General features: G+C 73.7%; 18 protein-coding genes and 3 pseudogenes. 12 read left to right on the top strand and 9 right to left on the bottom strand.

Annotated features, from left to right (window positions below; translation table 11 throughout):
• Nucleotides 1-185: 185 nt before the first annotated feature.
• From WBK50_RS30540 to WBK50_RS30570, 8 genes and pseudogenes are all read left to right on the top strand, one after another.
• Nucleotides 186-968, top strand: coding sequence for an alpha/beta fold hydrolase (locus WBK50_RS30540; protein ID WP_341338878.1), 783 nt, complete (start codon nucleotides 186-188; stop codon nucleotides 966-968).
• Nucleotides 968-1,756, top strand: a complete 789-nt coding sequence (locus tag WBK50_RS30545; RefSeq protein ID WP_341338879.1) for an SDR family NAD(P)-dependent oxidoreductase — start codon at nucleotides 968-970, stop codon at nucleotides 1,754-1,756. The genes WBK50_RS30540 and WBK50_RS30545 overlap by 1 nt, the downstream gene beginning before the upstream one ends.
• Entirely contained in the window at nucleotides 1,753-2,991 is a 1,239-nt protein-coding gene (locus WBK50_RS30550) for an LLM class flavin-dependent oxidoreductase (RefSeq protein ID WP_341338880.1), read from the top strand. The genes WBK50_RS30545 and WBK50_RS30550 overlap by 4 nt, the downstream gene beginning before the upstream one ends.
• A 177-nt stretch (nucleotides 2,992-3,168) precedes the next feature.
• Nucleotides 3,169-5,097 carry a helix-turn-helix domain-containing protein gene (locus tag WBK50_RS30555; RefSeq protein WP_341338881.1) on the top strand — a complete coding sequence of 643 codons (1,929 nt, stop codon included), beginning with the start codon at nucleotides 3,169-3,171 and terminating at the stop codon, nucleotides 5,095-5,097.
• Nucleotides 5,098-5,146: 49 nt separating this feature from the next.
• Nucleotides 5,147-5,830: pseudogene (locus WBK50_RS35495) on the top strand (GAF domain-containing protein); the annotation flags it as partial.
• Nucleotides 5,831-6,735: 905 nt separating this feature from the next.
• Nucleotides 6,736-7,137 carry a PucR family transcriptional regulator gene (locus WBK50_RS35500; RefSeq protein WP_445942410.1) on the top strand — a complete coding sequence of 134 codons (402 nt, stop codon included), beginning with the start codon at nucleotides 6,736-6,738 and terminating at the stop codon, nucleotides 7,135-7,137.
• A gap of 424 nt (nucleotides 7,138-7,561) precedes the next feature.
• Complete coding sequence (locus tag WBK50_RS30565) at nucleotides 7,562-7,909, top strand: hypothetical protein (RefSeq protein ID WP_341338883.1); 348 nt, start codon at nucleotides 7,562-7,564, stop codon at nucleotides 7,907-7,909.
• Nucleotides 7,910-8,040: 131 nt separating this feature from the next.
• Nucleotides 8,041-9,036, top strand: a complete 996-nt coding sequence (locus WBK50_RS30570; RefSeq protein ID WP_341338884.1) for a chitosanase — start codon at nucleotides 8,041-8,043, stop codon at nucleotides 9,034-9,036.
• Nucleotides 9,037-9,139: 103 nt separating this feature from the next.
• Here the strand turns inward: WBK50_RS30570 and WBK50_RS30575 are convergent, their stop codons facing one another.
• Nucleotides 9,140-10,399, bottom strand: a complete 1,260-nt coding sequence (locus WBK50_RS30575) for a cytochrome P450 (protein WP_445942411.1) — start codon at nucleotides 10,397-10,399, stop codon at nucleotides 9,140-9,142.
• Between the two features lie 338 nt (nucleotides 10,400-10,737).
• On the opposite strand from WBK50_RS30575, the gene WBK50_RS30580 reads away from it, so the two are divergent.
• From WBK50_RS30580 to WBK50_RS30590, 3 genes are all read left to right on the top strand, one after another.
• On the top strand, nucleotides 10,738-11,991 hold the full coding sequence (locus tag WBK50_RS30580) for a glycosyltransferase (RefSeq protein WP_341338886.1): 1,254 nt from the start codon (nucleotides 10,738-10,740) through the stop codon (nucleotides 11,989-11,991).
• A 45-nt stretch (nucleotides 11,992-12,036) separates the two neighbouring features.
• A complete protein-coding gene (locus WBK50_RS30585; protein WP_341338887.1) occupies nucleotides 12,037-12,717 on the top strand; it encodes a helix-turn-helix transcriptional regulator in 681 nt (226 codons plus the stop codon).
• Nucleotides 12,718-12,858: 141 nt separating this feature from the next.
• Nucleotides 12,859-13,638, top strand: coding sequence for an SDR family NAD(P)-dependent oxidoreductase (locus tag WBK50_RS30590; RefSeq protein ID WP_341338888.1), 780 nt, complete (start codon nucleotides 12,859-12,861; stop codon nucleotides 13,636-13,638).
• A gap of 35 nt (nucleotides 13,639-13,673) precedes the next feature.
• Here WBK50_RS30590 and WBK50_RS30595 read toward each other — a convergent pair whose 3' ends face one another.
• The 4 genes from WBK50_RS30595 to WBK50_RS30610 all read right to left on the bottom strand — a co-directional run bounded on the left by WBK50_RS30595 (nucleotide 13,674) and on the right by WBK50_RS30610 (nucleotide 19,581).
• Entirely contained in the window at nucleotides 13,674-14,264 is a 591-nt protein-coding gene (locus WBK50_RS30595; RefSeq protein WP_341338889.1) for a superoxide dismutase family protein, read from the bottom strand.
• A 53-nt stretch (nucleotides 14,265-14,317) separates the two neighbouring features.
• Nucleotides 14,318-15,457: an NYN domain-containing protein gene (locus WBK50_RS30600; RefSeq protein ID WP_341338890.1), complete on the bottom strand. Its 1,140-nt coding sequence runs from the start codon at nucleotides 15,455-15,457 to the stop codon at nucleotides 14,318-14,320.
• 49 nt (nucleotides 15,458-15,506) lie between these two features.
• Complete coding sequence (locus WBK50_RS30605) at nucleotides 15,507-16,250, bottom strand: dienelactone hydrolase family protein (RefSeq protein ID WP_341338891.1); 744 nt, start codon at nucleotides 16,248-16,250, stop codon at nucleotides 15,507-15,509.
• Between the two features lie 373 nt (nucleotides 16,251-16,623).
• Nucleotides 16,624-19,581, bottom strand: a complete 2,958-nt coding sequence (locus tag WBK50_RS30610) for a PEP/pyruvate-binding domain-containing protein (RefSeq protein WP_341338892.1) — start codon at nucleotides 19,579-19,581, stop codon at nucleotides 16,624-16,626.
• 371 nt (nucleotides 19,582-19,952) lie between these two features.
• Between WBK50_RS30610 and WBK50_RS30615 the strand changes: the two are divergent.
• A pseudogene (locus tag WBK50_RS30615) lies at nucleotides 19,953-20,102 on the top strand (PH domain-containing protein); the annotation flags it as partial.
• A 412-nt stretch (nucleotides 20,103-20,514) separates the two neighbouring features.
• Here WBK50_RS30615 and WBK50_RS30620 read toward each other — a convergent pair.
• The 4 genes and pseudogenes from WBK50_RS30620 to WBK50_RS30635 form a co-directional block, all read right to left on the bottom strand.
• Nucleotides 20,515-21,816, bottom strand: coding sequence for a xanthine dehydrogenase family Fe-S subunit (locus WBK50_RS30620; protein ID WP_341338893.1), 1,302 nt, complete (start codon nucleotides 21,814-21,816; stop codon nucleotides 20,515-20,517).
• Between the two features lie 45 nt (nucleotides 21,817-21,861).
• Nucleotides 21,862-23,568, bottom strand: coding sequence for an FAD binding domain-containing protein (locus WBK50_RS30625; RefSeq protein WP_341338894.1), 1,707 nt, complete (start codon nucleotides 23,566-23,568; stop codon nucleotides 21,862-21,864).
• Between the two features lies 1 nt (nucleotide 23,569).
• A complete protein-coding gene (locus WBK50_RS30630) occupies nucleotides 23,570-23,707 on the bottom strand; it encodes a hypothetical protein (RefSeq protein WP_341339605.1) in 138 nt (45 codons plus the stop codon).
• A gap of 147 nt (nucleotides 23,708-23,854) precedes the next feature.
• Nucleotides 23,855-24,043, bottom strand: a pseudogene (locus WBK50_RS30635) (molybdopterin cofactor-binding domain-containing protein); the annotation flags it as partial.
• Nucleotides 24,044-24,067: the final 24 nt, after the last annotated feature.

Genomic DNA, 24,067 nt, shown 5'->3' on the forward strand with positions numbered 1-24,067 from the left:
GAGGCCCGGTACCAGGGAAACACCCCCGGTACCGGGCCTCGTGCCGTGCGGGCCGGGATGGACGTCCGCACAGAGGACCGGCCCGAGGCGTGGACGTCCGTCCGTTGTCCGGCCTCCGCCGCGACTCGCAGACTCGACCCGAGGAGGTCCTGCGCCGGGCCTGCCGGAAGGGGGAGAGACCACCGATGACCACGCTGGAGATCCCGAACATCGGGACGTTCGACGTCGAGCTGTGGGAGGAGGGCACGGGCTCACCGCTGCTGTACCTGCACGGCTACGAGCGGCACCCCGGTGGGGCGGGATTCCTCAAGCGCCTCGCCGCCCACCACCGGGTGCTCGCCCCGGAGCAGCCCGGCTACGGCCGCTCGACCGGCTTCGAGCACTTCACCGACGTGCAGGACGTCGCGCTCTACTACCGCGAGCTCGTCGAATCCTGGGGTGTCGAGGGCATCGACGTCGTCGGGCACTCACTCGGTGGCATGTTCGCCGCGGAGCTCGCCGCGATCGCACCGCAGCTGGTGCGCCGGCTGGTGCTGGTCAACGCGTTCGGGCTGTGGCTGGACGACGAGCCGTCGCGGGACCCGTTCGGCCCGGCCGACCAGGTCAAGGCGGCCAAGTGGCACTCCGCGCCGCCCGTCCCGGAGCCGAGCAACTTCGTCCCGGACCCCGCGGACCCGCACGCGCCGATCCTGTTCTCGGCGCAGAACCTCGGCTCGGCCACGAAGTTCATGTGGCCCATCGCCGACCGCGGCCTGCGCCGCCGGCTCCCGCTGGTCGACGCGCCCACGCTCGTCGTCCACGGCACGTCGGACGGGCTGCTCCCGGTGTCCTACGCCGAGGAGTTCGTGCGCCTGATCCCGGACGCCCGGCTGGCCCGGATCGAGGCCGCGGGGCACTACCCGATGGTCGAGCAGGAGGACGAGTTCGTGTCCGTGGTCTCCGAGTTCCTCGACGCCGGGGCGGCGTGATGGGCCGGGTCGAGGGGAAGATCGCCCTGGTCACCGGGGGTGCCGCCGGCATCGGCGCGGCCACCGCCGCCACGCTCGCGCGCGAGGGTGCCACGGTCGTCGTCGCAGACATCAACACCGACGGCGCGAAGCAGACGGCCGAGCGCATCGGCGGTTCCGCGAGCGCCCTGCACTTCGACGCCACCAGCCCGGAGTCCATCGAGTCCCTGGTCGGCGCGGTGATCGCCCAGCACGGCCGGGTGGACGTCGTGCACAACAACGCCGCGCTCGTCGGGCCGGACGCCTGGTTCACCGACGGATCGGTGATCGACACGTCGATCGAGATGTGGGACCGGGCGTTCGCGACGAACGTCCGGAGCATCTTCCTGATGTGCAAGTCCGCCCTGCCGCACATGGTCGCGAGCGGTGGCGGTTCGATCATCAACATGGCGTCGGTCGGCGGGCTCCGGGGCAGCCCGGCACTCACCGCGTACGGCACCACGAAGGCCGCAGTCATCGGGCTGACGCGCTTCGTCGCGGCACAGCACGGCAAGCAGGGCGTGCGGTGCAACGCCATCGCGCCCGGTGTGATCCGCACCCGGCAGCTGCTCGACGCGGTCCCGGAGCTGCCGGTCAAGGCCCTCGAGGCCGTGGCGTCGCCGCGCGTCGGGGAGCCGGAGGACATCGCGAACATGGTGCTGTTCCTCGCCTCGGAGGAGTCCGCGTTCGTCAACGGCGAGACCTACCGGGTGGACGGCGGCGCGATGGTCACCGCGCCCGCGAGCAGAGATCAGGGAGCCCAGAAGTGAAGTTCCACTGGTTCGCCCAGCAGTACTACACCCGGCTGCCGCAGGAGTACGGCGACACCGTCGAGAGTTCGTGGGTCACCCCGCCGGCGGCGACGGCGGACCCGGCGAAGGTAGGCGAGGACTACCACACCTACCTGCGTCTGATGCAGCAGGCGGACGGCCTGGGCTGGGACTCGCTGCTGCTCAACGAGCACCACCAGACGTCCCTGGCCATGACCCCGTCGCCGAACCTGATCGCTTCGATCCTGGCCGCGACCACGGAGAACGCGGCGATCGCGCTCTGCGGCAACTCGCTGGCGCTGTACAACCCGCCGATCCGGGTGGCGGAGGAGATCGCGATGCTGGACTGCCTCTCCGGCGGCCGGATCATCGCCGGGATCGTGTTCGGCACACCGATGGACAGCGCGTTCTCCTACGGCATCCCGCCGATCGAGTTGCGCGAGCGCTTCCACGAGGCCCGGGAGCTGATCACCCGGGCCTGGAAGGCCGAGGAGCCGTTCGCGTTCAACGGGAAGTACACCCAGCTGCGCTACGTGAACCCGTGGCCGCGGCCGGTGCAGGACGAGATCCCCGTGTGGATCCCGGGCAGCGGCAGCGTCGAGACCTGGGACGTCGTCAACGCGTTCGACCACTGCTACGGCTACCTGTCGTTCTCGGGCAAGCAGAGCGCCGAGCCCATCGTGAAGGGCTTCTGGGAGCACACCCAGCGCCAAGGCGCGAACATGAACCCGAACCGGATGGCGTTCACGCAGGTCATCTGCTGCGCGGACACCGACGAGGAGGCGGAGCGCCAGTACGCCGACGCGGTGAAGTACTTCTACCGCCAGAACCCGACCGCGATCTGGCAGGCGACGCCGCCCGGCTACACCTCCCAGGCATCGATCCGGGAGAACCTGACCCGGGCGAAGACGATCTCGGCCGAGGAACGGCTCAAGGCACAGCGCGGCGAGCTGAGCTTCTGGGAGTACGACGAGCTCGGCTACATCATCGCGGGCACGCCGGAGCGGGTGGAGCAGCGTGTGCGGGAGCTCGTGACGGACCTGCGGATCGGCCAGCTCATCACGTGCATGCACGTGGGTAACCTGCCCGAGGACGTGGCCGCGAAGAACAACCACCTCGTCGGTACGCAGGTGATCCCCAAGCTGCGGGACATCTGGGCGGACCAGGAGGACCGGTGGACGCCGAAGGTGAGCCAGGAACGGGTGGCGGCGAGGTTCGGCGGGGTGAGCGTCTGACCGGCCCGTGGTCGCCGCCGCCCGGCGGCCGGGTCGCCGGGGCGATCGCACCGTTTTGGGCTGTTCGCGTGATCCCGCAAACGACCTTCGTACCCTAGTCTGAACCCGCTGAACGAACGATCGCTAACTGGCGGTGGGTCCGGAGTGGACATCGACGTCCAAAGCGGGAGGCAGCGCATGAGCGCGACCGGAACGGGCGGTCCCGGTGTGGACGAGACCCTGGCCGTCCTGCTTCGCCTGCTCGCCACCGAGGCCCCGGACGAGGCGTTCCACCGGCTCGCCGAGGTCGGCGAGGCCGGCCCGCCCGGTCCGGTCCGGGACGCGGCGCTCCTCGCCCTGCGTCGCGCGGAACGGATCCGGGCGCGGCTCTCCCGCCGCAAGCGCCGGGAGAAGGAAACCCAGGCGCTGCTGGAGACCGCTCGCGGGCTGGCCGCGATTCGGGACGTCGACGAGGCGCTGGAGGCGATCGTCGCGCGCACCCGGCAGCTCCTCGGGACCGACGCGACCTACCTGGCCCTGGTCGACCCGGAGCGCGGCGACGCCTACATGCGCGTCACGCTCGGCACCGTCACGCGGACCATCGAGACGGTCCGGCAGCCGCCGGGCAGCGGCGTCGGGGGCCGGATCGTCGCGACCGGGGAGCCGTTCGCCACCGCCAACTACCTGCTCGATCCGCGGCTCACCCGCAACCCGCACGTCGCGGACGCGGTGGCCGAGGACGGCATCGTCAGCATCGCCGGCGTCCCGATGCGCCGTGGGCCGGAGGTCGTCGGGGTCCTCTTCGCCGCCAACCGCCACGAGCGCACCTTCGACCAGGACGAGATCGCGCTCCTGTCCGCGCTGGCGGACCACGCGGCGGTCGTGATCGAGAACGCCCGCCTCTTCGCCGACGCCGAGGCGACGGCCCGGCGGCTGCGGGAGGCGAACGCCGAGCTGGCGGCGCACGGCAGCGCCCTCGAACGGGCCGGCGCCGCCCACGAGCAGCTCATGCCGATGGCGTTACGGCGGGCGGACGTCGGCGAGCTGGTCGAGGTGGTCGCCGGGATGCTCGGCGGCACAGTCGTGGCCGTCGGGCCCGACGGCGCGGCCCTCGCCGTCGCCGGCGGCCCGGCCCCGGAGCCCCTTCCGGTGCCCGAGCCGGGCGTCGTCGGCGCGCAGCGGGCCGGCGACTCGACCTGGGTGGTGCCGGTCCGCGCCGGCACGGACGAGTTCGGCCATCTCGTGCTCGACAGCCGCGAACCGCTGCTCGGCGCGGACGTCCGGACCTTCGAACGGGCGGCGCAGACGGCCGCGCTGCTGCAGCTCATGGAACGCCAGGCCTTCACGGCCGAGCAGCATGTGCGGGGCGAGCTCGTCGACGAGCTGCTGGCCGAGCGGGAGCCGGACTGGCCGGCGTTCGACCGGCGGGCCCGGCGCTCCCACGGCATCGACCTCACCCGGCCGCACACGGTCCTGGTCCTCACCGCCACCGGGACCAGCCGCCGCGCGCTGCTCCGCGCCGCGACCGAGCGTGCCGGCCGGCACCGGGGCCTCGCCCTGGAGCACGCGGCCCACGTCGTGCTGCTGCTCCCCGACGTCGATCCGGCGGAGGCGGCCCTCGCCGTGCCCGTCGAGCTCGGGCGGGCGACCGGCGGCATCGTCACCGCCGGCGCGGCCGGGCCGTCGGCCTCTGCGCGCGAGCTCCGGAGCCGGCACCGCGAGGCGGACCGCTGCCACCGGCTGCTCCTCGCGCTGGGCCGAGAGGGCGAGGGGGCGAGCACGGACCAGCTGGGCGCGCTCGGGCTGATCCTCGAGGGCACGTCGCGCGCACAGGTGCGCGCGCTGCTGGCCCAGACCGTCGTCCCGCTGCAGCGCTACGACGCCGAGCACGGGTCCGAGCTGCTCCAGACCCTCGACGGCTACTTCGCCGCCGGGCAGAACCCGCGGGCCGCGGCCAAGGCCCTGCAGGTGCACCCAAACACGGTCTACCAGCGGCTGGATCGGATCGACCGGGTGCTCGGCCACCGCCGCTGGCGGGAACCGCCGGGCGCGCTGACCGCGCAGGTCGCACTGCAGCTCCACCGGATCTGCGAGCACATCCCGGTCGAGGAGCTGGTGGCCGGGTGAGCCCACCTCAGGCCGTCACCGACACCGTCCGGCGGGGACAGGAGGCCCGATGACGCTGACCACGATCCGCACGTCCACTCCCGCAGAGGTCCTGGACGCGCTGCTCGCCCTGCTCGCCGAGGACGCCCCCGCCGCCGAGATCGCGGCGCGGGCCGCCGAGCTGGTCGACGGCGCCGACCCCCGCCGCCGTGACCTGCTCGCCCGCGCCGCGGCGGATGCGGTCCGCATCCGGAACCTGCTCGACCGTCGCGAGCAGCGCGAACGCGAGGCCCAGGCGCTCTACGAGACGGCCCGCGACCTGACGTCCCTGCGCGGCACCGACGAGGTGCTCCGGGCCATCGTGGATCGGGTTCGCAGGCTGCTCGGCTCGGACTCGGCCTACATCGCCCTCGTCGACGAGGCCACCGGCGACGCGTTCATGCGCGTCACCTCGGGCACACGGAGCAGTGCCATCCGGTCGGTGCGGCAACGCCCCGGGTACGGGGTCGGCGGGTACGTCATCGCGACCGGGCAGCCGATGGCCACCTCGAACTACCGGGCCGACCCCGCGATCCGGCACGATCCGAGCGTGGCCGCCGCGGTGGGCGCGGACGCGATCGTCAGCATCGTCGGCGTGCCGATGAAGGCCGGCGGGACGGTGATCGGTGCCCTGTTCGCCGCGGACCGCACCGAGCGCACGTTCGACCAGGCGGAGATCGCCCTCCTGACCTCCCTCGCCGCGCACGCCTCGGTGATCATCGAGAACGCCCGGCTCTACGAACGACTCCAGTCCGATACCGACGACCTGCGCCGCGCGGGCGCCCGGCTGGCCACCCAACGCCACGCGCTGGAGCGGGCGGCCTTCGCGCACGAGCAGCTCATGCCGCTGGTGCTGCACCGCGCCGACGTCGGCGAGTTCGCCCGCACCCTGACCCGCATCCTCGGCGGGACCACCGTCGTCCTCGACGAGTCCGGGCGGGCGCTCGCGGAGGCCCGGGCTCCGGGGTCGCCCGAGGTCGCGGACCTGCGCACGGTTCCCCTCCCGCCCGGCGCCCGGGCGCTGCCCGTCCGCGCGGGCGAGGAGACCTTCGGCTGGCTCCTGTTCGCCCGCGGCCTCACGCTGACCGAGGCCGACGAGCGGACGCTGGAACGGTCCGCGCAGACGGCCGCGCTGCTGCTGCTGATGGACCGGCAGACCACGATCGTCGAGCAGGAGCTGCGGGCCGAGCTGCTGGCCGACCTGCTGGCCGAGCGCGCCCCGGACTGGGCGGCCTTGCAGCGGCGCGCGGAGCGGTCCGGCGCGGTGGACTTCGATCGGCCGCACACCGCCGTCGTCGCCTCCGCGGGGGACACGTCCCGGCGCACGGTCCTCACCGCCGCCGCCGAGCTGGCCGAGCGGCACGGCGGGATCGCAGGCGAGCACGGCGGCACCGTCGTGCTGCTGCTCCCCGAGATCGACGCGGCGGCGGCGGCCCGGCTCGTGCCCGACGACTCGGCCGCACGCTGGGGTCGGCGGTCACCGCCGGCGCGGCCGGCCCGGCCACGAGCGCCCGCGGGATCCGCACCCTGCACCGCGGGGCCGCCCGGTGCCACCGGTTGCTGCTGGCCCTGGGCCGGACCGGGCACGGCGCGGCGCTGCCGGAGCTTGGGGTGCTCGGGATGGTACTGGAGGGCACGACCCCGGACCAGGTGCACCGGCTGCTCGACCGCACGCTCGGACCGTTGCTGCGCTACGACCGGGCGCACGACTCGTCCCTCGCGGAGACCGTGGAGTGCTACTTCGCCTCGGGGGCGAACCCGCCGGCGACAGCGAGAGAGCTCGGGGTGCACGTCAACACCGTCTACCAGAGGCTGGACCGGGTCGACGCCGTGCTCGGCAGCCGGACCTGGCGCGAACCTGCGGGCGCGCTGGAGATGCAGATCGTCCTGCAACTGCACCAAATCCTCACGAAACAGACACCGCAACCGCCGTCCGCGTGGCCCCGGCGCGCGCAGATCGCGCCCCGTAACAGGGTCGCAATTACCGAGCAACGCAGCCTCCCCTTCCACCGCTCACGCTGAACCGTCGACACAGGTCGAAAAGCGTGCGGGAACCCGCGGATGCACGGGGAGGGACACCGGTGACGCAGGACACGTCGGCGGCGACGACCAGGCTGGACACCAGTACCGATGTCGGGACGGCGCGAAGGAGACGCTGTAGGACTACACCCTCCGGTTCGCTCCACGCAGTTATCCGAAATGGCCGACCGGCGTCGTCGGAATCACCGCTCTCGGCGGGATCGCCTATCTCGCGGATTCGCGATCGGCGCCAACATCGGGTCCCCTACGGCACGTCGAACGCGCTGTGGGGAATTCAGGTCTTCGCGGTCGTCCTCTTCGCGACCGGTTTCCCGCTCGCCTTCTACGCCGCCCGCTACAACCTCGACCTCGACCTGATCACCCGCGGCAGCGGCTTCGGCTACTACGGCTCGGTATCTCGGCCGGGGTGTCCGTCATCGTGTTCTTCGGCGGCTTCGGCTCCGGGATCCAGCCGTTCTCGCCGCTCGTCGCGATCGTGCTCGCCCTGGTGCTGCCGCCGATCATCGCGGTCGCGACGAAGGGCAGGTACTACCTCAGGCGGGACGACGACGGCATCTCCCTGCCGATGTACGACGAGTACGCCAACCCGTCGGGCGAAGTCCTGGCATGTCACGTGTGCGGCCAGGACTTCGAACGCCCGGACGTCACGAAGTGCGTGGCGCACGAGGCGGTCGTCTGCTCGCTGTGCCTGAGCACGGACAAGACCGGGGAGCATGTGCTCCCGGCGCGCGCCGTCGCCCCGGTGACCACGTAACGCGCACGACCGGGAAGGCCACCCGCCGGCAGACGGGTGGCCTTCCCGTGCGTTCCGGGCGGCCAGAGGCGGCGGCTAGGCTGGACGCGCTGTCCGCTCGGGACCGGCTCTCCGCATCCCTGAGGACGGACATGACCAGCACGCCCACCCGCCACCGGCCCCGGTGCGGCTGCGCGGGCCTCGTCACCGGCATCCGACGGCGGAAGGTCCGTCTCGTCGCCGCCGGCCTCGGCCTCGCGATCGTGGTGGGGGCGGGCGCCGTGGTGGTCGGCACCGCGGGCGGCCCCGCCGGTGGCGTCCGGATCGGTCCCGCGGCCGACCCCTCCGCGGCCGTGACCTCCTCGGCTGCGGCCCCGCCGAGCACCACCGGCCCGCCGCCGCCCGTCCGGGACGCGCGGCTGGCCGTCGCGGGCCACCTCGGTCCCGACCAGCGGCGGATAGCGGACCAGCTGGTGAGCGTCTTCGAGAACGACACCCCGGTGATCCAGTACGACTACGTCGAGGACCTCGGTGACGGCCGCGGCATCACGGCGGGCCGGGCGGGCTTCTGCTCCGGCTGCGGAGACATGCTGGAGGTCGTGCGGCGCTACGCCGAGGTCGCACCGGACAGCGACCTGGCCGGTTACCTGTCCGAGCTGAAGGCCGCGGCGGACGGCGACGACGCCGATCTCGGCGGGCTCGACGCCGCGTGGCGGCGGGCGGCGGCGGACGCCCGCTTCCGGGCGATCCAGGACGCCGTCGTCGAGCAGTTCTACTTCGGCCCCGCCGCGGCCCTCGCGGCGGGCAACGGCCTGCGCACCGCGCTCGGCGTGGCCGTCCTCTACGACACCGCGGTGCAACACGGCACGGGCTCCGACCACGACAGCGTGCGGGGCATCGTCGACCGGACGAACGAGGCCATGAACGGGTCCCCCGCGGACGGGGTCGACGAGGTCGCATGGCTCGGCACGTTCCTCGGGCAGCGCCGCGCGGTGCTGGAGAACCCGAGTTCGGCGGCTACGGCGAAGGCCTGGGGCGAGTCGACCGGCCGGGTGGACGCGCTCGGCGAGCTCCTGCGGCAGGGCGAGCTCGCCCTCGTGGCCCCACTGGTGGTCAGCCCCTGGGGGACGGCCCGGACGCTGGGGTGACGTCGCCCTGGGGCGCGCCCGGACGCCGGGATGACGTCGCCCTGTGGACCCGCCCGGACGCCGGGGTGACGTCGACGGGCCGGTGCCAGCGCGCCGTCCGGGCTCAGCGCACGAGGACCGGCAGCGCCTCGACGCCGTAGACGATCGAGGTGTCCCGGAACTCCAGCTGGTCTGCCGGGACGGCGAGGCGCAGCTGCGGGAAGCGGCGGAACAGCGCAGGGTAGGCGGCACGCAGCTCCATCCGGGCCAGCTCCGCGCCGATGCAGCGGTGGATCCCGTGACCGAATGCGTAGTGCGGGCCGGGGGCCCGGTGCGGGTCGAAGACCTCGGGGTCGATCGTGGCGTCGCCGCCGCTGTCCCGGTCCGCGCCGCTGAGCGAGCAGATGATCGCGTCGCCCTCGGCGATCGCGGTGCCCCCCAGCACGAGATCGCGGCGGGCGAAACGCGGGAACGCGACCTGCACGACCGTGAGGTACCGCAGCAGCTCCTCGACGATCGGGCCGATCGCCGCGTCGTCCTCGCGGACCAGCCGGGCGGCCTCCGGGTCCTCCAACAGGGCCAGGGTGCCGAGCGCCAGCATGCTCGCCGTCGTCTCGAAACCGCCGGTCAGCACGCCGTCCGCGAGGCCGGCCAGCTCCTCGTCGTCGATCTGGTCCCGGTGCTCACGGATGATCATGCCGAGCAGGCCGTCCGTAGGGGCGTCCCGCTGCTTCTTGACCTGTTTGCGCAGGTAGACCAGGGAGTCCGAGATCGCGCCGAGGGAGGCGCTGGCCCCCGAGATCAGGTCGAACCGCGCGGTGGCGAGCTCCTGGAACTCCGCGCGGTCCTCGTAGGGGACGCCGAGCAGGTCGCAGATCACCAGCGACGGGATCGGCAGCGCGAACTCCTCGACCAGGTCCACGGGACCCTCGGCCGCGGCGATCCGGGCCAGCCGCTCGTCGACGACCTCGCTGATCCGCGGGGTGAGCCGGGCGAGCCGGCGCATCGTGAACTCCGGCGTCAGCAGCTTGCGCAGCCGGGTGTGGTCCGGCGGGTCCGCGAAACCGAGGCCACCCGGGCTGTTCGCGGCGTCGAGCCCGGCCTGGCGGGCGACGTGCGCGAAGTCCGTGGAGTAGTCCTCCGTGGAGCCCAGCACCGCGCGCACCTCGTCCCTGCCGGACACGAGCCAGACGTTGATGCCCAGCGGGAACTCCAGCTCGGACACCGGCGTGGCGTTGCGCACCCGTGCCAGGTCCGGCACCGGATCGAGGCCGTCGCGCCGCAGCGGCATCAGGGTGGATGCGGGCAGCGCGGAGATGGAGGACAGGTCCAGGCCACCCTCGCTGAGCTTGGCGAGCTGCCTGCGGACGAACCAGGAGGCGATGCGGGCTCGGAGTCTGCGCACCTCGCCGACCCTAGCCGGGGCTCCGACCGGAGCCCGGACACGCCTGGCCGCACGTCACGTGCCGTTCACCGGCGCCCGCCTCAGCGCTCTCTCAGAACCGGGCCTCCGGCGCCTCCTGGTGGTGCGCCGCCCGCGCGCGCGTGACGTCGAGCGCTCCCCTGGCGCTGCTACTGCCCACCTCGAGCTTCTCGGTGCCGAGGTGCACATCGGACTCGGTCCCCCGGGCGACGGCGGAGAAGGCGGGGATCCGCCCGGGCCGGGGACGACCGTCGCGCGCCTACGCTGTGCCCGGCGGACGCGGCACGAGGAGGATCCCCATGCGCGTGCTGGTCACGACCGCGCCCGGCGCGGGGCACCTGTTCCCCCTGGTACCACTGGCCTGGGCGCTCCGCTCGGCCGGGCACGACCTGCTCCTGGCGACGGCGGGCGGTGGCGTCGAGCTCGGCCCCGCGGCCGGCCTGCCGACCGTCGACGCCGCTCCGGGGATGGACATGGGCGACGTCGTCCGGGGCCTCGGCGCGCGGCCCGGCTTCACCGGGAAGGCCGTCCCCGACGCCCGCGCGCACGCCGTCGCGCTGTTCACCGAGGTCGGCAGGAGGCTGCTCGACGGCGTCCGGCACGCGGCGGACCTCTGGCAGCCGGACGTGGTGCTCCACGAGGGCATGGAGGGCGCCGGTCCGGTGGTCGCGGCCGAACGCGGCCTCCCGCGCGTCGAGCACGGGATCAGCCCGGCGGACCGGGCAGGGGCGATGGGGGCGTCGATCCAGCAGGGGCTCACGGACGCGGCCCACGTCCCCGCCGTCGCCACCATCGGGATCGCCCCGCCGAGCATGGCCCCGGCCCCCGACCCCGGTTGGACGATCCGCACGGTCCCCTACAACGGCGGTGCTGTCGTCCCACCCTCCGTGCTCACCGCGCCGGAGCGGCCCCGCGTGCTGGTCACGATGGGCACCGTCGCGCCGCGGATGGGCGGTACCGGCGCGATCCGGGCGCTGATCGAGGCCCTCGCCGCGGAGCCCGTCGAGGTGCTCGTCGCGCTCGGGCTGGACCCGGCCGAGCTCGGTCCGCTGCCCACCTCCGTCAAGGCCCACCGCTGGGTGCCCCTGACCGCGGCGCTCCCGCGGTGCTCGGCGATCGTGCACCACTGCGGGGCCGGGACGACGCTGTCCGCGCTCGCCGCGGGGGTCCCGCAGGTCGCCGTTCCGCAGGGCGCGGACCAGTTCCTCAACGCGGACGCGCTGGTGCGGCGCGGCTGCGCGGTCCGCAGCTCGACCGAGCCGGACGAGCTGCGGGCCGCCGTCCGCCGCGCGCTCTCCGGGGAGCTCGCGGCCACCGCGGAGGACCTCCGACGGGAGATCGGCGCCCTGCCGACACCGGCCGCCGTCGCCGCGGAAGCTCGGTGCGCTCCTCGGCGCACGGTGAGCAGGCGTACCCGCCGCGGCGGTTCCACTACGGCATCCGCACGCACGCGAGCCGGCGCGCGAGGAGGACACGCCACTCCGAGTGCTCGTACCGAGCTATCCGAAGGAGTACGTTCCCGAGACAGGCGGAGTGGCCCCGGACCCTGGTGACTCCGCGGACCGCAGTATGCGCTGGGCTTGCCACCGGGGGTGTCCGTGACCGACGAGGGTGTGTCCACCTCCTCGCTGCTCCTTCCCAGACCCCGTACCTCGCACGAGCACGCCCCGCCCGAGCCTGCGGCCCTCACCCGGGTCCTGCTCGTCTCCGACGACGAGCCGCTGCGCGTCCTGTGGGCGCACGGCCTGCACGGCCTGAGCCGGGCGGTCGAGGAGATCTCCACACTGGCGGACGCCTACGACCGCAGCCGGGAGGGGCCGCCGCCGGACCTCGTGGTCGTCGACGCGGGGACAGCGGCGGCCGCGGGTCCCGAGCACACCGTGACGGGCCTCGCGCAGACCGCCCGGGTCGTCGTCCGCGGGACGCCCGACGGCCAGCAGGAGGTGCAGCTGCTGCTGCGGTCCGGTGCCCGCGGCTACCTGTTCGCCGGCCCGCCGCCGGCGCCCCGGGCGGTGGTCCAGCCGGAGAAGCCGGCGGAACCGCCGCCGCGCAAGCTGCGCGTGCCGGACGTGCACGGGGTCGACCGCCTGCTCAGCCACCGCGAGATCGAGATCATCCGGTGCGCCGCCGACGGCGAGACGAACATCGAGATCGCCCGCCGGCTGCGGCTCTCGCCGCTGACGGTGAAGAGTCATCTCGGCCGGATCGGCCGCCGGCTGGGCACCGGCGACCGCGCCCGGCTCGTCCTGCTCGCACTCCGCGCCGGCGTCATCTCCTGACCGGCCCCGACGCCTGCGGGGTCCCCTGACGCGGGAGGGGTCGGCAGGGGACCCCGCAGGCAGCCCAGGGTGCTCCGCCGCTCGGCGCCGGCCGCCCCACGGCTCTTCTTGACGGTCGTTCGGCGTGGTACGCATCGACGTGTGCCGCGACTGTCGAAGCTCAGCCGTTCCATCGCCGACCGGGTCGTCCTCGTGACCGGCGCCGCGAGCGGGATGGGCCGGGCGACCGCCTACGTCCTGGCCGACGAGGGCGCCCGCGTCGGCATCGTGGACCGGGACCCCGAGGGGCTGCAGAAGGTCGCCGCCGAGCTCCGGGGAGCGGGCGCGCGGGCGCACGCCGTCGTCGCGGACGTCTCGGAACGGGAGGCCCCCGCCGCGGCCGTCGCCGAGATCCGGGAGGCACTCGGGCCGATCGACGCGCTGGTCAACAACGCCGGCGTCAGCATCCACATCCCCTTCACCGACGACGGGTTCGAGGACGCCTGGGCGACGACGCTCGCGGTCAACCTGACCGCGCACACCCGTTTCGTCCGGGCGGCGCTCCCGGACCTGCAGCGCAACCGCGACGGCCGGATCGTGAACATCGCCTCGACCGAGGCCCTGGGCGCCACCGCGGGCATCGCGCCGTACACGAGCTCCAAGCACGGCGTCGTCGGCCTGACCCGGTCGCTCGCGGTGGAGCTCGGGAGGAGCGGCGTGACCGTCAACTGCATCTGCCCCGGCCCGATCGACACCGGCATGACCGCGCGGATCCCGGAGGCGGACAAGGCGGTCTTCGCCCGTCGCCGGACGGCGCTGCGCCGCTACGGGGACCCGGAGGAGGTCGCCCACGCGACCGTGTCCCTGCTGCTGCCCGCGGCCTCGTACATCACGGGCGCGACGCTGGTGGTCGACGGCGGTCTGACGATCCGTAACGCGTGATCGGCGCCGGATTGCTCCCCGGCGTCCGACGGGCGCTACGCGGCGGGCAGCGTCACGCAGCCGACCCGGTCTCCCGCGGTGCCCGCCTTGCCCGGCTCGCTGCTGGTGGGCATCGCGTGCACGACGACGGCGTTCGGCCGGGACGCGCCGGTGAACTCCCAGTCCACGGTGGAGGTGGACGTGGCGTTGCCCTGGGCGTCCGTGGTGACGTCGAGCCACACCTCGTTGCGCGGGTTGGCGAACGCCGGGTCGACGCTCGGGGTCATCGGGTCCTTCTCGTGCTGGACGTGCGGTCCGGAGTCCGCGGGCGCGGGGCCGCAGGCCTTCGCGTGGGCGTGCGCGCCGTACTGCCGGTTCGGGACCAGGCCGGTGAGCTCGAGGGTGACGGTCGAGCGGCCGCTCTGCGAGCTCGTCACGACGTGGGCGCCCGAGCCCACCGGGACCAGCGCCGGGTTGTAGGTGATCGCGGGACCCTGTTCCGCGAACGTGACCCGCACGTCCGACGAGGAGGAGCCCGCCGCGGCGACGGACGAGGCGGGGGCGGCGGTGTCCGCTCCGGACGAACAGCCGACGAGCGAGAACGAGGCGAGGACCACGGCGGCGCCGAGGGCGCGTGAAGCGGACATTGCGGGAGCATGGCCGCCCACGAAGCGTGTGGCAACCGACACACCGTGCCCGATCAGTCGAGAACGTGCAGCCGGTAGTCCCCGGAGTCGTCGTCCCACTCCATCTCGATCAGGTCCCGCGCGCGGGCGGCCTTGGCGAAGGACAGGAAGCTGTTGAAGCCGAAGCTCTTCTCGCTGAAGCCCGGCTGACGCTTACGGATCTTGTCCTTCAACCCGCTCAGCTGCGGCGATCCCAGCTCGCTGACGACGTCGGCGAGGAGCCGGAACGCGTCGTCGTCCGCGGAGCCGTTCTCGGGGAACATGACCTCGGGGTCGCCCTGTGCCGACCCCTGCGCCAGCTCGACGACGCCGCGGGTCTGCAGGTTGCGCAGCAGCTCGCCGAACCCGCGGAAGCCATGGTCCGCCTCGTCGAACGTGGGATCCTTGCGGAGGATCGCGCGCTTGAGCCGGGAGGCGAGGACCGGGCCGTCGGTGTGCCGCTGCAGGCCCGCGAGGGTGCGGGTGACGAGCGGCCCGACCTCCCGGTCCGTGCCCGTCTCCACCTGCTCCTCGTCCTGGGGGTCGTCGACGACCGGTTCCGGGGCGGGCGGTTCCGGCGGCGCAGGCGTGACCAGCAGGGGCTCGATCGCAGGGACGACGGGCGTGAGTGCGGCGGCGATCACCGGGCGGACCGGGCGGCCCCGGCCCTTCCGCACGACGGGCGCCTGGGTCGGCTCGACGCCCGGGAGCCGGTCGTAGAACAGGAACTCGTCGCAGGCGGGCGGGAGCAGTGCCGACGTCGAGGACTGCACCCCGATCCCGATCACCCGCTTGTCCATCTCGCGCAGCTTGTGGACGAGCGGGGTGAAGTCCGAGTCCCCGGTGCCGATCGCGAACGTGGTGATGAAGGGGCGCTCGTAGGCGAGCTCGATCGCGTCGACGGCCATCTTGATGTCCGCGGCGTTCTTCCGGGAGCCGCCCACGCGCTGGGGGATCTCGATGAGCTCCACTTGCGCGCGGGCGAGCAGTCGCCGGTCGTCGTCGAAGTAGGACCAGTCCGCGTAGGCGCGGCGCGCCACGACCCGGCCGCGTTCGGCGAGGGCGTCCGCGACGGGGCCGAAGTCGAAGGGCGAGACCCCGAGCCCGTCGCGCGCGCCGATCGCGAGGTTCTCGTAGTCGAGGAACAGCGCGATGCGCTCGTCGTCGGTGATCACTGCTGGGCCTCCCAGGGCTGGTCGGTGGCAGCCTAGGGCGGGCTGCCGGTCAGGCCGACAGTGCCGTGCCGTACAGCTCGGCCAGTGCCTCCCAGTGCCGCTTCTCGGCGTCGGGGTCGTAGGTCGGGTTGTCCGGCACCGCGAAGCCGTGGGCGGCCGGGTAGAACAGCAGGGTGTGCGGGACACCGGCGCTGGTCAGCGCCTCCTCCAGGCGGTCGAACTGCTCCTGGTCGAACGAGGCGTCGTTCTCCGCGCCGGCGACGTAGACGGTCGCCCGCATGCTCGGGGCCAGCAGGTGCGGGCTCGTCGGGTCGTCCGCCGCCGCCAGCCCGCCGCCGTGGAACGACGCCGCCGCCGCGACCCGCTCCGGGTAGCTCCCGGCCACGGTCAGCGACGTCCAGCCGCCCCGGCAGTAGCCGGTCGTCCCGACGGCGTCGCCGGTCACCTCGTCCCGGGTGAGCAGGAAGTTCAGGTAGTCCCCGGCGTCGCGGATGACCAGCTCCTGGGTCAGGCCGTGGACCATCCCCATCAGCCGTGCCCGCTCTTCCGGGTCGCTGAACGCGGTGGCCATGTCGAAGGGCTTCCAGTCGCCCTCGCGGTAGTAGATGTCCGGGAGCAGGGCGACGTAGCCCATGGCGGCCACCCGGTCGGCCATCTCGCGGAAGGTCTCGCGGGCGCCGCCGGCGTCCGGGTAGACGAGCACGCCGGGCCAGGGGCCCTCGCCCTCGGGGACGTGCAGGGTGCCGGACGCGGAGCCGTCCGTGGTGACGATCGTGACGTCGGTACGTGTCATCGGCCCACGTTCCCACGACTCGCCCGTTCTGGCTCGCGACGGCGCCGGGACCGCCGGATCGGGCGTCGGCTCGCGCTCAGCCGGCCGGGAAGCGGTACCGGGTCCGGCTGTACGGGCCCTTGCCGAAGCCGAACGCCGTCGTCGGCTCGACGCGGAACACCAGCGCCAGGCCGTTGCCGCCGTCGAAACCACCGAGCGCTCCGGCAGCTCGGTCAGCGCCACCGTCGTGCCCGCGCCCGCGCGGAACAGCATCGGGTCCTAGGCGGGATCGGACAGGAGTTCGAGCCCGAGGACGTCGCGGTGGAAGGCCAGGATGCGGTCGCCGTCCCGGGCGGGGACACCCCGGAACCCAGCGCGGACATTTCCCTCGCAATCACGCGCCTTCCGGAGGAAGGTCTCTCGAGCCCCGGCCGCGCCGGCGGAGCCACCAGCCGAGGCCGAGGGCGGCGATCCCGCCGCCGGCCGCCACGAGGGCGGTCCGGGGCCGGCGCTCCGCGGCGGCGGCCGGCTCGTCCGGCTCGTCGACCAGGGTGACGGTGCCCGCGTCGCCGTCGACCCGGACCCGGGCGCCGTCGGTGATCCGGCGGGTCGCGGCGCCGGTGCCGAGCACGGCGGGGATCCCGTACTCGCGGGCGACGATCGAGCTGTGGCTCAGCGGGCCGCCGATGTCCGTGACGACGGCGGCGGCCATCGCGAAGAGCGGTGTCCAGGCGGGCGTCGTGATGCTCGCGACCAGCACGTCCCCGGGCCGCATCCGGCCGAGGTCCTGCGGCCCGGCGAGCACCCGCGCGGTGGCCACGGCCTGCCCTGCGCTCGCGCCGGTACCCCGTAGGACGTTCCCGGTCTGCTCCGCGGACGACGCCGGCAGCACCGCGTCGAACCGCTCCCAGTACGAGCCCCGGGGCAGCACCTGCGGAGGGGTGGCGCGGCGCCGTCCCCGCCAGAGCTCCTTGCGCTGCTCGACGGCTCCCGGTCGCCCCTGCAGCACCTCGTCGCGGCGCAGCCAGAAGACGTCGTCCGGGTCGTCGATCACCTTCTCCTCGACCAGCCGGCGGCCCAGCTCGCGCAGCATCCGGCGCAGCTGCGGCCACGCCAGGCCCACGTCCGCGAGGGCGTCCTCACGGACCGGGGCGATGTTCTGGGCCCACCGCAGCAGCCTGGTGAAGGTCCTGCGGCGCAGCGGGTCCAGCCTGGCCAGGACCTGCGCCGTGGCCGCCTCGCGACGGTCCGCGGAGGCGCGCTGCCGCTCGTGCGGGTCCGCCCCGCCGCCGCCCAGGTAGAACCGCACCGTGTCCAGCAGCGGGGTCGGGTCGTCGGCCGGGACGGGGTTGGCGAAGTCCATGTTGTAGAGCGTGTGGCCGTGGGCGTCGAGGTGGGCGCGGAGGCGGACGTCCCACTCCGGCCAGGGTTCGGTGCTCTGCCCGGCCAGCAGCGCGCGCGTCAGGTCGGGTGTCGTCCGCGCCCAGGCCGCGAGGTCGTACAGGGACTTCTCGGCGCGGATGGGCGCGCTGTCGAAGCCCAGCAGGAACGTCGCGGCGGGCGGGTCGCCGGGCCGCCGCACCAGGTGCTCGTAGAACCAGGTGAAGACCACCTCGCTCGACGCGGCGATCGGGATGATGGTCTGGACCGCCGTGTAGTACTCCGTGCCCGCGTCCAGCAGCTCGACGACACCGGCCATCAGCTCGTCCGTCGTCAGCTCGTCGAGAGGCCGGTCCGTCCAGCGCCGGACGACCTCGGCGTAGGCCGGGCGGGACCGCTCCCGCCACCGCACCTGCGCGCGGGCCTCGCCGTTCGAGCCGGCCAGGACCGGCAGGGCCGCCGGGCTGCGCAGCATGATCCGGGCCATCCCGGCGCGGGAGTAGCGGTAGTAGGCGTAGCCGTTGACGGTCGGGAGGCCCACGTCGCCGTCGCGCACGACGCCGGCGTCCAGCAGCTCGGTCATCAGCGCCTGCAGCGAGCGGGTGACCGAGCCGTCGATCAGCTCCTCGAACAGCGGTGTGAGCGGGTCCGGCAGCTGCTCGACGATGCTCGCCCGCACGTAGATCGCCTTCGGGTCCGGCACCGGCCAGTCCGTCGGCGGCGCGGCCTCGGGCTCGGGCAGCGCGGTGACCGGGCGGGACTGCACGATCCGGAACGCGGTCCCGGAGCGGGCCCACTCGATGTCCTGCGGGCCGCCGAAGTGGTCCTCGATCCGGGTGCCGAGGGCCGTCAGCGTGGCCACCTGGTCGTCGGAGAGGACGGGTTCGGAGCGCAGGCCGGCCGGGACCGGCCGTTCCTCGGTGCCACGCCCGGTCGGGACGGTCATGACCGCCTTGTCCGCCGTGGTGCGGGAGCGCACCCGCCCGGTCTTCTTGTCCGCCACCGTGTCGTCCGTCGTCACCGAGCCGTTGGCCACGGACTCGCCGAGGCCCCACGCCGCGGAGATCACCGCCTCGTCACGACGCCCGGTGGTGGGGTTCGCCGTGAACAGGACCCCGGCCGCGTCCGCCTCGACCATCTCCTGGACGACGACGGCGAGCGCGATGTCCGCCGGACCGATCCCCTGCCGGGCGCGGTAGGCCATGGCGCGCTCCGTCCAGAGCGAGGCCCAGCATCTCCGGACCGCACCCAGCAGCTCGCCGCGGCCGTTGCCGACGTCGAGGTAGGTGTCCTGCTGGCCCGCGAAGCTCGCGCCCGCGAGATCCTCCGCGGTGGCCGAGGACCGGACCGCGACGGGACCCTCGCCGAGGGCCTTGCGGGAGGCCCGCAGCTCGCGGGCCATCGCGTCCGGGAACTTGACCGTGCCGAACAGGGCCCGGATCGCGGCCGACGCCGCGGCGAGATCCGGGCCGGCGGCGAGCTCGAGGATCGTCGGGCCGATCCCGCTCGCCTCGACGACGGCGCGGTAGGCGTCCGTCGTGAGCACGAACCCGGGCGGCACGGGGAACCCCGCGCGGGTGAGCTCGCCGAGGTTCGCACCCTTGCCGCCCGCGACGTCGACGTCGTCGCGGGAGAAGCTCGTCGAAGCGACGGATGAACCGCATGCACGGCATTCTGCTATCGGCCCGGCGGGCGGCCCCGAGGAGGACGGCGGTGCACCCGTCCGGGCCCATCGCGATCCCGCCGCGACCGTAACGACGGCCAGATCGGCGATGAACGAGCGGCGCCTCGACGATCTCCTCTCGCCGGACGTCGTGCGTGCGGACACCTCGATCTTCCCGGACGACAGGCAGACGTTCGAACACGTCCTCGTCGACGGGGACATGGCCGCGAAGTTCAGCTTCGCCGGAGTCCTGCGGATCGCGGACGGGAGGATCGCGCGATGGTGGATGACGACCAAGCTGGTCTGCAAGGTCGGCTCCCCCATCACGCGATCCGGCCGCTGGCGTTCGACCGGGACATCAACTGCGTCCTCGCCCTGGAGTACTACGGTGGCGAGCTGCTCAGCGACGCCATCTCGCGCGCGATCCGGGACGGGGACAAGGGGCACCTCTTATGGCGGCTCACCGCGCCGGCCTACTACCTCGCCACGCAACACAACCGGACCGTCAACGGGACGGCCGTCGAGTTCACCGCGGACTGCTCCTACCTGGACGTCCAACTCGGAACCCTGCGGGACGTCGACCGGATCGGACGATGGGACACCGACGACTCCGCCGGCCGTGCGGGCTGTGGGCGGACCGTCCGCGGATGTGGGAGGACCCGCAGGTCTGGCTGCACGGCTTCGCCGTCGAGACGGCCGGCACGTTCGACCTCGACGCCGAGCTCAAGATCTGGCTCTCCGGGATGTCGATGCCGATCGTCAAACAGTTCGGGAAGGGCGTCGACGTCTACGAGGTCCAGGCTCTGATGAGCACCTACGTGGGGCGGTAGCCGGGGCCTCGGGGAACCGGACGCCGTGACGACGGCACGGACGGTTCGACCGCGTCGTCACCGGTGCGAAGCCGAGGCCCGGCCGTGACCTGAGGCGGTCAGACTTCTGCTCCCGCCACCCCAGGAGGACGTCATCACCGCCATCGCCGCAGCCGTCCTGTTCGCCGTCGCCCTCGTCCTGCACCTCGCGAGCCTGTCCCTCGGTCCGCTCGACGCGACCGCTTTCCTGCTCGGCGGGCTGCTCCTCACCGCCCTGCACCTGGCCGGCATCGGCACCGCGCGGAGGACCAGGCGCCGCTGACCCGGGGCACGAGGGTCCCGGCCGCGCTCTCGGCCGCGCGCCCACCAGTTCCACGCGCGTGGTCGACCGCGCGCGTCGCGCCGGATCCCGCGCGTCGAACGCGGCCGGCCGTCAGCGCCGCTCGCGCCGCCTGCGGACGGCCTCGCGGATCCGGGCACGGGCCGAACGCAGGCCCCGGCCCACCGCGTCCCGCAGGGCCGCGGTGGCGATCGCCACCGGGCTGGGGCCGGACCCGACCTCGGGTGCCGTGCCGGTCCGGGCGGTCTCGTCGACGGCGTCGGCGAACTGCTCGAACATCCGCCGGCTGACGTCGCCCGCCAGCGCCCGGCCGAACTGGGCGATCCGGCCGGAGAGGTAGAGCTGCGCGTCCGCCTGCAGACGCGTCCCGCCCTCCGCCCCTTCGTCGGGGACGGCCGCCAGCGTGATCACGGCCTGGGTGGCGCTGCCGCTCTTGTCCGCGCCCTGGGCGAGGACCTTCATCCGGTGGTCGTCGCGATCATGCTCGACGACCTGGGCCAGGCCCTCGAAGGACAGCTTGACCGGCCCGAGCGCGATGGTGGCCCGGCCCCGGTACCGGTCGTCCCCGAGCACCTCGACGAGCTGCGCGCCGGGCAGGCACCGGGCGAGCTGGTCGAAGTCCTCGAGGACCGGCCACACGTCGTCGATCGGTGAGGACAGCGCGCTGGTCACCGAGACGGTTGCGGACGGCGCCCCGACGGGGATGCGCACCTCGGTCGGCAGGGCCGGCCCGGTCTCCACGCCCTCGTCGTCGGCGCTGCCCGCCGGACCCCTGCCGCCGCCCCGGCCGACCAGGGTGCGGGCGCCGCAGTTTCCCGGCGCGGGCGGGCCGTCCGGGTACGCCTCCGCGACGTCCGAGACCGCCGCGAGGATGCCGCGGTAGCCGGTGCACCGGCAGAGCACCCCGGACATCTGCTCCGGGAGCTCCTCCTCGGTCTCTCCCGGCGGGTTCGCGAGCAGGTCGTAGCTGCTCATCAGCATGCCGGGGGTGCAGAAGCCGCACTGCAGACCGTGGTGCGCGGAGAAGGCCTGCTGCAGCGGGTGCTGCTCCTCGGCGGTGCCGAGGCCCTCGACGGTCACGATCTCCGCTCCGTCGCACTGCACGGCGAACAGGAGACACGCGCGGGCGGCGTCGCCGTCGACGAGCACGGTGCACATCCCGCAGACCCCGTGCTCGCACCCGAGGTGGGTGCCGGTCAGCCCGAGGTGCTCACGCAGGACGTCCGCCAGGTGCACCCGGGCCGGTACCGAGACGGTGACCTCGGCGCCGTTGACCGTCATCGAGACCTCGGCCAGCTCGCCGGCGGGGATCTTCTCGGCACGCGGACGCGGGCGGTGCGACGCGCGCGCGTCCGCGTCCGCCGTGCTTGCGGTCCGGTCGTCGAGCTGGGTCATGCGGAAACTCCTCGGAGAAGATGCGCCGTGAGCGGGTCAGGTGGGCTAGGGGCGGCCGGAGGCGCGGGAACCGCGGGCGCGGCGCAGGCCCTTGGCCAGCTCCCGGGCAGCGAGCACGCCGAACAGTCGGCGGCGGTAGCCGGTCGAGCCGTGGGTGTCGCCGCCGGTGTCGACGAGCTCGGCGGCCAGCTCCGCGGCGCCCCCGCGGAGCTCGCGCTCGACGTCGTCCGCGTCCGCGGCGGCCCGGACCAGGTCGGTGACCTCGCGGAACGCCGGGCGGTCCGAGATCCCGAAGCCGGTCAGCCGGGCGTCGGTGACGGCGCCGTCCTCGGACACGGTGACGGCCGTGGCCACCCCGGCCAGCGCGAAGTCGCCGTGCCGGCGCGCGATCTCGGCGAACCCGAAACCCTCACCCGGCGCGGCCACCGGGAACTCGGCGGCCACGACGACGTCCTCCGGGGTCACCGCGGTCGTCATCGCCCCGACGAAGAACTCCCTCGCGCCGAGGGTGCGCCGGCCCCCGGGGCCGGCGACCTCGATCTTCGCCCCGACGCAGCACGCGACGGCGGGGAGCTCCGCCGCGGGGTCCGCGTGGGCGAGGCTGCCGCACACGGTCCCCCGGCTGCGCAGCTCCCGGTGCCCGACGAAGGGCAGTGCGAGACCGAGGAGCGGCACCGCGCGGGCCTCCGCCGACCGTTCCACCGTGCGCTGGCGGACCGCGGCGCCGATCCGCAGCCCGCCGGCCGACGCGCCGTACCCGTGGAGCTCCTCGACGGCGGTGACGTCGACGAGGGTCGCCGGCCGGCCCAGCCGCATGGCCAGGACCGGGACCAGCGACTGCCCGCCGGCAAGCACCTTCCCGTCCCCGCCGGACAGCTCGTCGAGGACGTCGTCGAGGTCGGCGGGGCGCACGTAGGCGAAGGGTGCTGCTTTCACGAGGGACCTTCCCTGAATGGTCTGGGCGCGGGGCGGCTCAGCGCCCGGTGAACTCCGGCTTGCGCTTCTCGCCGAACGCCTTGACGCCCTCGGCGAAGTCGTTCGTCGAGCGCAGCATCGCGTAGGCCTTCCGCTCCAGGTCGATGCCGGTGTAGAGCGGCGCGTCGATGCCCTTGTCGAGCACCTCCTTCGCGGTCCGCTGGGCGGCGGGGAGAAGTTCGCCATCTTCGCGGCCAGCTGCTCGACCGCCGCGTACAGCGCGTCCCGGTCGTCGTGCAGCTCGGCGACGATGCCCCAATCCAGCGCCTGCTGGGCCTGGATCCGGGTGGCGGTCATGATGTGGAACTTCGCCCGGGACAGCCCGATCAGGCGGGACAGGCGCTGGGTGCCGCCCGAACCGGGGATCATGCCGAGGTTCATCTCCGGCAGCGCGAACTGGCTGCGCGGGGTGGCCAGCCGGATGTCGCAGGACAGCACCATCTCCAGCCCCACGCCGAAGCAGTAGCCGTCGATCGCCGCGATGACGGGCTTGGTGCTGCGCGCCGGCGCGGTGACGTTGTGGCCCAGGTCGGTGAAGTCGATCGGGTCGACCTCCATGAACCCGGCGATGTCCCCGCCCGAGGTGAAGTGCTCCCCGTCGCTGCGGACGACGACGACGCGGATGTCCTTGTCGGCGTCGATCTCCGCGAAGCGGTCCGCGACGAGCTGCCGCATCTGCCAGGTGACGACGGTGTACTTGCCGTGCGACAGCGTCAGGTACGCGACGCGCCCGTCCGCGCTCCGCTCGAGCAGGACGTCTCCGCCGGTCAGCGCCATGTCAGTGGGTCTCCTTCGTGGTGGTGTTCTCGAAAAGTTGGTGCAGCACCTCGCCGTGCAGGGGCAGGCGGGTGATCTCGATGCCGTGCGGGCTCAGCGCGTCCGCGACGGCGTTGGCGAACGCGACCGGGAAGCTCATCGAGGAGCCCTCGCCGCAGCCCTTGGCTCCCAGGGGCGTGAGCGGCGACGGGCTGACGATGTGGTCGGTGCGCAGGTCGTAGCCGGCCTCGGCGCTGGTGGGGCACAGGTAGTCGAGGAAGGTGGCCGAGGTCGGCTGGCCCGAGTCGGCGTAGGTGAACTCCTCGTACATGGCCCCGCCGAGCGCATGCGTGAGCGCGCCGTGCACCTGCCCGTCCAGCAGCTGCTGGTTGAGCACGGTGCCGGCGTCGTGCACGGACGAGACGCGGTCCACGGTGATCTCGAGGGTGTCCGGGTCGATCCGCACCGCGACGACTCGGCGACGAACCCGTAGCACAGCGAGGAGTTGATCTTGTCGTCC

Origin of the sequence: Pseudonocardia sp. T1-2H, from assembly GCF_038039215.1 — a bacterium.
Classification (GTDB): Bacteria; Actinomycetota; Actinomycetes; order Mycobacteriales; family Pseudonocardiaceae; genus Pseudonocardia.

What these genes read in the sequence shown, in the direction of transcription:
- WBK50_RS30605 (WP_341338891.1), bottom strand. Translation starts at nt 16,250, where the DNA reads ATGACACGTACCGACGTCACGATCGTCACCACGGACGGCTCCGCGTCC.
- WBK50_RS30555 (WP_341338881.1), top strand. Translation starts at nt 3,169, where the DNA reads ATGAGCGCGACCGGAACGGGCGGTCCCGGTGTGGACGAGACCCTGGCC.
- WBK50_RS35500 (WP_445942410.1), top strand. Translation starts at nt 6,736, where the DNA reads ATGGTACTGGAGGGCACGACCCCGGACCAGGTGCACCGGCTGCTCGAC.
- WBK50_RS30595 (WP_341338889.1), bottom strand. Translation starts at nt 14,264, where the DNA reads ATGTCCGCTTCACGCGCCCTCGGCGCCGCCGTGGTCCTCGCCTCGTTC.
- WBK50_RS30540 (WP_341338878.1), top strand. Translation starts at nt 186, where the DNA reads ATGACCACGCTGGAGATCCCGAACATCGGGACGTTCGACGTCGAGCTG.
- WBK50_RS30570 (WP_341338884.1), top strand. Translation starts at nt 8,041, where the DNA reads ATGACCAGCACGCCCACCCGCCACCGGCCCCGGTGCGGCTGCGCGGGC.
- WBK50_RS30630 (WP_341339605.1), bottom strand. Translation starts at nt 23,707, where the DNA reads ATGAGCTTCCCGGTCGCGTTCGCCAACGCCGTCGCGGACGCGCTGAGC.
- WBK50_RS30625 (WP_341338894.1), bottom strand. Translation starts at nt 23,568, where the DNA reads ATGGCGCTGACCGGCGGAGACGTCCTGCTCGAGCGGAGCGCGGACGGG.
- WBK50_RS30545 (WP_341338879.1), top strand. Translation starts at nt 968, where the DNA reads ATGGGCCGGGTCGAGGGGAAGATCGCCCTGGTCACCGGGGGTGCCGCC.
- WBK50_RS30620 (WP_341338893.1), bottom strand. Translation starts at nt 21,816, where the DNA reads ATGACCCAGCTCGACGACCGGACCGCAAGCACGGCGGACGCGGACGCG.
- WBK50_RS30580 (WP_341338886.1), top strand. Translation starts at nt 10,738, where the DNA reads ATGCGCGTGCTGGTCACGACCGCGCCCGGCGCGGGGCACCTGTTCCCC.